Raw genomic sequence first — 6784 nt, forward strand, 5'->3', positions numbered from 1 at the left:
TACAGCTACGTGAGTCGTACGTCGGCGGTAACGCCGGGCTCCCGACCCCGTCAGGGGGCCCGGTCACCGTCGCCCAGGATAGCCAGCATCTGCCGGGAAGGGCACCACCTCCCCCGCGCATACCGGCTATCGGGTGATCCCCACCGATGTGCGACTCCTACCCGATTGGGAGCCCCGCACAATGCAGTACCTCCGCGCCCCCGGACGTGTCCGGTCTGGCGCATACACCAGCCCCATGACGCACCACACGCCTAAGACCTGCGCCTCCTCGTTCGCCACCGCGTCGGAGGTGGCCCGATGAGCGACTACGAGCGGGACGACGCGAACGGCGAAGAGTTCGGCGACGAACTGATCGGTGAGGACTGGCCGACGTACACCACACCCGTCCCGGTGTGGGTGCTGCTGGCCGGCCTGTCGCCCAAAGCCTTCACGATGTACGCGTTCCTGGCGGAGCACATCAACGCCAACATCCGCGACCCGCGGAAGCGGATCGCCTGCCCGAAGCAGAAAGCCATCGCGCTGATCCTGGGCCTGGAGGACGATCGCGGCGTCGCGCGGTACCGCAAGGAACTGGAGGCGGCCCAGGTGATCCGGGTGGAGCAGTACCGCTACCAGGGCGGCATGCGCCGTGGCTACCGCTACTACGTCCGGTACAACCCGCCCGCCGGCTACACCGGTCACATGGTGCTCGGCCAGTTCTACGACGCGCACCCTGAGGTCGCGTCGGCCGCCAAGTGGGAGGGCCGTACGAAGGCCGCCAAGAAGGTGGCGGCTGCGACGATTCCGACCCAAGGGGCAGCGCCGGCGCCTGCTGGCCAGCCTCCGAAGAAGCCGACCGCCCCGCGCAAGAAGGGGAAGACAAAGGCCGCCGTGACGCTGGTGCCGGAGGTGATGCAGGTACTGACGGCGTTCGCGCCGGAGCTGCGGGCCGCGATGCGCGAAACGGCCCACACCGACGCGCCCAAGACGCTGGTCACGGCGATCGAGAAGCAGCTGCGGGAGCGGACCGCCGAGCAGCTGGTCGACCGGGTCTCGCGCCGGTGGCACTCCCATGGGTACGCCCGGAAGTTCGAGTCTGGCCGGCTGGAGCGTCCGGTGGGCGCTGCGGTGGCCATGCTCCGGCACGGCGAGTGCCCGGATCCGGAGTGTGAGGACAGCGAGCTGATCGGCACGGGTGAGGCGTGCCGGCTGTGCATCGAGCGGAACAAGAACTACAAGGCGGACTACGCGGCCGCGCGGCGGCCGCAGAAGGAAGCAGCGGCGGCCGCGGCCGCCGCGCGGTGCTGCCCGGCCTGCGAGCGTGACCGCGGCAGCAACGGCGCGGTGTGCGGGGAGTGCACCGCCGACCTGGAGCGCGCGATCGTCGCGGCGGCGGACCGGGCGGCGGCCGACATTGCGGCCATGCCGGAGCCTCCGGCCGGGTGGACGGATGCCCGTGCTCGGGTGCTCGCCGAGGCCGAACGCCTCCGCGCTGATATCGGCGAACTGGAGCTGGGCGACGCTCACGGTGGCATCAGCCCTCTGCTGGCCGCGCACCAGGCAGCAGAAGCTGCTGCCACCGAGGCGCACCGTCTCCGCCTGGCCGCTCTCGATGTCCCGGCGTCGCCGGGGCCGGCCCTGGCGAACACCGCGCCCTTGGAGCGGGTGCCGTGCACCGGCACCCGGTGGGATGGTTCGGGCTGCAAGCGCCTCACGGACGCCGAGGACGGCCTGTGTGGGGTGTGCCGGGGTGCAGAACTTGCGCAGCACCTGGACCTCGCTGCGGCGCGCTAACGCGGGTTCCAGCTGGTTGCCGGCCTACCCGCCGACGGCCAGCGGGGCAGGAACTGCCATGGCGTCGCTCCCGGCCGGGAGCGACGCCATGGACGCGCGATCGTGGCGAGCGGCCAGTCCTCATTCCTTCACTGGCCGAACGACCCGGCGCCGGCGGGCATCGGCGTTGCTCAGCTTGCGAGGCGCCTGGGCCCGTGCGTCTGGTGTAACCGGCGGGTCGGTCAGGGCTGCCGCCAGCAGTCTGCGAACGTCCGGGTTCGCAGCGAAGAAGTATCGGGCGTTGATCCGGTAGTGACCGGTGATCTCGTCCCTCACCAGGAGGCCGAGGCCGAGCAGTCGGTGCAGCGCGTCGTACACGGTGGAGTCAGAGCTGCCGCAGTCCTTCGCGACGTCACCAACAGGGACCTCGATCGCGCTGAAAAGCCCGCCATGGTCTTCTATCCAGGCCAGGACGCTTCGCTGACCAGCGGACAGGTTGAGGGAGTAGAGCGGGGGCGACGCCAGGTCCCGCTCGGGGTCGAATGCCGGCATGGTCATCGGGTCGCCGCCTCTCCAGCAGCTCGTCGTGGCCTGGGTGCCTTCGGCTCTGCTTGGGTCGTACGCTCTGCCGCCGCGGCCTTCTCCGCCGCCGCAGCAGCCCGGGCGACTGCCTTCTCATCCGGGGCGATTCGAGGTGGGGCGAGACGCTTGCTAGCCGTGGCCTGGGTGCTCCCTGCCCCCTCCCAGTATCTCCTAGGGGTCAGCTGGTAGGCGGACGCCCGCGGACTCGGCTTGAGGACCAGCTTCAACTTGACCAGCCGTGCCAGTGCCTTCCGAGCCGTTGTCGGATTGCTCAGGATGTCCTTGGCCAGCTCCTCGGGGGTCACCTTGATGTAGGTGTGCGCAGCATCGTGCTCCCGAAGCCAGTCGATCGCCGCCCATTCAGCAGCCGTCAGCTTCAGGGAGTAGAGCGGGACCTCGTCGCCCTTGGACTGCAAGGTGTACCCGCGGCCGTCGAACTGGTGCGGTGTCCGCGGTTTCGGTTCCACCACCTCGCCGGTCTCCTGGTCGACGAGCGCCAGGCGGCGCCTGCGTGTGGGTGGCATGTCGCTCCCATCGCCCCGTTAAGAGGCACTTTTTTGCCGCTTAGCTCCGACGAACAGCCGGTTAATTCGCAAACCTACAGGACAGCTTCCGAAAAACGCCCTCTTACTCGCGAGCGTCTTGCACAGTGCCGCAGCCGGGTAGCTCTCCTAAGCGGCAACTTTTCGCCGGTGATCCGGCACTTTTCTGCCACTTAGCCAAGCGTTTCCGCAGGTCAGAGGCATCTGCTCCTTCTGTCCTCAAACGGGCGCGGGCGCGCGTTTACCACGACCCCAGCCACCACGGGTGCAACTTCCCGCAATCTGCGCTTCTCCCGTCCCCCTCGGCCCAGCGCCACCCAGGTTCCCTCCCGTTCTTGCTGCGCTTCATCGCCGACATGGTGTTCCCCGATGCCCGTCACCGACCGCCACCACAGCACGCCAGCCCCCGTGATGCGCGCACTCAACAACCGGTGTGCGGAGGTGCGGAGCCGTCCGGCCGGCGCCCACCCCCACCGGACACCGGCCCCAGGTCCGGCCAGGCGTCACCCCCACCGGCAGCAACCACTCCTACATGTCTCTTCCTCGTCCGGCGCGTCACCACCCGAGTCTCCGCGGCGATGCTGCTGTCCACCGGCCAGCGGTCGACGTCGATGGCCGCACGCGAAGCGAGCTGAGCGACGACTCGGTGACCGGCAGCCTTCCCGCTGCGGGACGCTGCACCAAGACCGCGCGGCGTCAGCGGACCGCTGACATCCGTGCCCGGGCTCCAGCTGCCTCTTGTCGCCCGGCTTCAGGCCCGATTTTCGCTCCTGAGGCTGCAAAACCGCAGGTCACTCCGGAGGTGGGATTTCTGCCACCTCCGGAGGTGGCAGAAATCCCACGTCGGGTGGTGGCAGAAATCCGTCCTCGCGTGGTGGCGGAATCGCCACGCCAGAACTAGACCAAGGTCAACTAGACCAAGACAGGGTTGCGCCTTGCGGCGCGTGCGCCGCTGAACGCCGGAGGCCATCTGCAGGTAGTACGCGCGTGAGGCTGCGATGGCGGCTCCGCCGCGACCGCCGGCGCACGGCGCCGGAACCAGCTCCCCTCTCCATTCCCCTAACAGGCCCATGGACTTTCGTCCTCTCGGTGGCACCAGTACCCCGGTACTGGTGCCACCGAGACCTCCCGAGGCGACCCCATCACGCAGAAAGCGCAGGTCAGGGGCGCAACCACCGTGTTCCCGCAGGAACACGACAAGCGAAGCGACCGCATACCCGCTTCGCGGGTCCGAGGGCCTGTTAGGGGTTAGAGGAGGAGGGGCGGGGGCCCGTCACCCGTGGGGGTGACGGGCAGTGGAAAGCTGACGCACCGCTGTGGCTCAGGTGATGACGGGCCCCCGCCCGTGGGGGCTGGCCTAACGCCGTACGTGCAGGTCAGAGAGGAAATAGGACATCCCTCCGGGACGACTCAACACAGCCCAATCGGCTCCGCCGGGCGCCACAGGCGCCCGGCTCCACCGATGGGAAGAAGGACGCCCTACGGGCGGCGACTGGAAGAGCAGGGCGGGCGCGCCCCTGATCGGCCGTGTGCGGCTCTGGAGTCATGATCGGCACTCTCCGGGCGGCGGCAGGCTGATCGGCGCTCCTGGCCTCACTCAGGGGCCTTCTCGGGGGTATTTCGCGGCACGGCGACGGCCCCGGAGCATGTGACTCCGGGGCCGTTCTCGTCGGCGGGCGGCTTCAGCCGGCGACGGCCGCCCTGGTCGGCCTCCCCCATCCCCGGCTCCGGTCGACCGCGGCGAGCAGCGCCGGCTCCCACCCGGCGGCCGCCAGCGCGGCATCGTCGCTCAGGCCGGCCTCCGTCAGGACGGACAGCTGGACCGCGTGCTCGATGCCCTCCGCCCACGCGGCCGTCACCGCCAGGCGCACGGCGACCCGGGCCGACAGTTCCGCGGTGGTGCCCTCTTCGTCGGCCCGGGCGGTCGCCAGTTCGCGGCCGCGGGCGGCAACGGCGTCCAGCAGCACGGCGGCCTTCTCCGCGTCCGGCTCCCTCGGTGCGTTGCGGGCCGTCGGCCGGACACCGCGGCGCAGCTGCTCCATGCGCGTCGGCAGCGGCCGCCAGTCCGGCTCGCCAGCCATCTCGGTGTTCGTCTCGTCGACCGCCTGTTTCCACGCGCGGCTCAGGCCCCGTGTCTGCAGCGGCGTTCCGGCCGGGGTGGTCTCGCCACCGAAATGATTGGGGTGCAGCGAGACCCACAGCTCGCCGGACGTGCCCCGGGCGAGCAGCGCCTGGCGCTCGGGCAGCCACCGCCGCAGCGCCGCGCGGGACAGGCCGGACAGCGCCAGCAGCTCGATGTACGCCTCCGCCTCGCTCCAGCCCTGCGGCCGGCGCACGACCCGCAGCTCCTCCAGCGTGGGCGAAAGATCCTCGACCGTCAGCGCGCACAGCTCGCCGGCCCGAACTCCGGTGTCGGACACTGTCGCGCCGATCGCGAGCATCCGCAGCCGGCCTGCGGTCGCGCCGGGGGCGTCGGCCAGCTCGGTCAGCTGGGCCCGCAACCGGGCCCGCGGCCGCGGGGCGACCGGCGGCTTGCTCGGCGGGTCGGGCTGCGCCGGCAACTCGGCGAACTCCTCGGCGCCGCACGCCTTCACGAGCAACCCCAGGACCTCCAGCCGGATTTGCTCGCTGCTGTCGGACCGCTTGGCCGGATCGCGGGCCGTACGGACACGCAGGGCGCCGCTGCGGGCCAGCCGCAGGTAGGTCTCCACGTGGCGACGGCGGTAGACCTGCTTGACCGTGGCCTCGTCGTCCAGCGGGTGGTCGGGGTGGACCAGGGCGCGGCCGTACTCGCCAGCCACCCACCGCACCTGACGAGCGCGGGAATCGCTGGTCGACGGCCAGCTCGTCACCTCGGCCGCGGCCGCCCTGAGCAGCGCCCCGCCGGTCAGCGACCAGTCGACGGAGTTCACGACCGCGGCTCCCGGGCGCTGACCACCGCGAGACGGACATCCCAGAGTTCGTCGATCAGCGCGAGCATCGCGTCGCGGGCCGCGGTCGCCGCGGCGGCCTGCTTCGCAGTGACCTCCTTGCCGTCGGCCCGCGTGCCCGTGATCGGTGCCAGACGCGGCTTACCGTAGGGCGCGAACGTCATCTGCAGGTGCTCCAGGCACTCCATCAGCTTCGGCCCGCTGCCGCCGGCGGCGAGCGTGGCGCCCAACTGGTGCATGTACGAGGCCGCCAGCACGTCCGTGTCCATCTCCGCCCAGGCTCCGGCGGCGTCATAGAGGCGCTCCCCGATCTCCCGGATGCGGTCCTCGTGCGCCTCGCACCAGGCGTCAGCGGTCCGCTGACGGGCTCGCTGAATACGGGCGCCGGCGGCGTCATGGTCCTGATGGCTGCTACGGGCGGCGTTCTCCAGCCGCATCGCCCTGGACTCCGCGCTCTGCCGCTTGTCCAGGAAGAGGCTGTCGGCCACCTTCTGCCAGGAGGCCCCCCTGGTTCGGGCTGCGCGGATCAGGTCCAGCTCCAGCCGTTCCAGCTGCTGGCGCGCTCCCTCCACCTGTGTGAGGGCGGCCAGGACATCGTCGGCCGGCACTTCCGGAGGCTCCTCGCCACGGGCGGTGAAGTAGCCGTAGGCGGCAGCGCGTACGTGCCTCATCACCTCGGCGGGGTCGTGAATGTCGCGACCGTCGTTGTAGCGGTCCTTGAGAAGGTCGTCGGCCGCCTGCTTCAGCTCGCGGCGTTTCGTGGGATCCATCGGCATGGCGTCAGCGTTTCACTGACACGGTACGAGTGTCAGCGAAACGCTGACATTCGACTGACTCCACGTACAAGACAACCCCGGAGGTTCAGGGCTCCGGGGCCGTCACAGTCCCGGGGGGGGGGGGGGGGGGGGGGGGGGGGGGGGGGGGGGGGGGGGGGGGGGGGGGGGGGGGGGGGGGGGGGGGGGGGGGGGGGGGGGGGGG

General features: G+C 70.8%; 5 protein-coding genes. 1 reads left to right on the top strand and 4 read right to left on the bottom strand.

Features of this window, described 5'->3' with window-relative positions; all coding sequences use genetic code 11:
* The first annotated feature begins 297 nt into the window (after positions 1-297).
* Positions 298-1773, top strand: a complete 1476-nt coding sequence (locus ACZ5XZ_RS35640; RefSeq protein ID WP_468985990.1) for a hypothetical protein — start codon at positions 298-300, stop codon at positions 1771-1773.
* A 120-nt stretch (positions 1774-1893) separates the two neighbouring features.
* On the opposite strand, the gene ACZ5XZ_RS35645 is transcribed toward ACZ5XZ_RS35640, so the two are convergent.
* From ACZ5XZ_RS35645 to ACZ5XZ_RS35660, 4 genes are all read right to left on the bottom strand, one after another.
* On the bottom strand, positions 1894-2310 hold the full coding sequence (locus ACZ5XZ_RS35645; RefSeq protein ID WP_468985992.1) for a MarR family transcriptional regulator: 417 nt from the start codon (positions 2308-2310) through the stop codon (positions 1894-1896).
* Positions 2307-2858 (bottom strand): MarR family transcriptional regulator, encoded by a 552-nt coding sequence (locus tag ACZ5XZ_RS35650; protein ID WP_468985994.1) that lies wholly within the window; start codon positions 2856-2858, stop codon positions 2307-2309. Before ACZ5XZ_RS35650 ends, ACZ5XZ_RS35645 begins: the two co-directional genes overlap by 4 nt.
* Before the next feature lie 1700 nt (positions 2859-4558).
* Positions 4559-5788 carry a hypothetical protein gene (locus tag ACZ5XZ_RS35655; protein ID WP_468985997.1) on the bottom strand — a complete coding sequence of 410 codons (1230 nt, stop codon included), beginning with the start codon at positions 5786-5788 and terminating at the stop codon, positions 4559-4561.
* A complete protein-coding gene (locus tag ACZ5XZ_RS35660) occupies positions 5785-6582 on the bottom strand; it encodes a hypothetical protein (protein ID WP_468985999.1) in 798 nt (265 codons plus the stop codon). The genes ACZ5XZ_RS35655 and ACZ5XZ_RS35660 overlap by 4 nt, the downstream gene beginning before the upstream one ends.
* Positions 6583-6784 lie beyond the last annotated feature (202 nt).

The sequence above is a fragment of the Streptomyces sp. NPDC033270 genome (assembly GCF_055576575.1).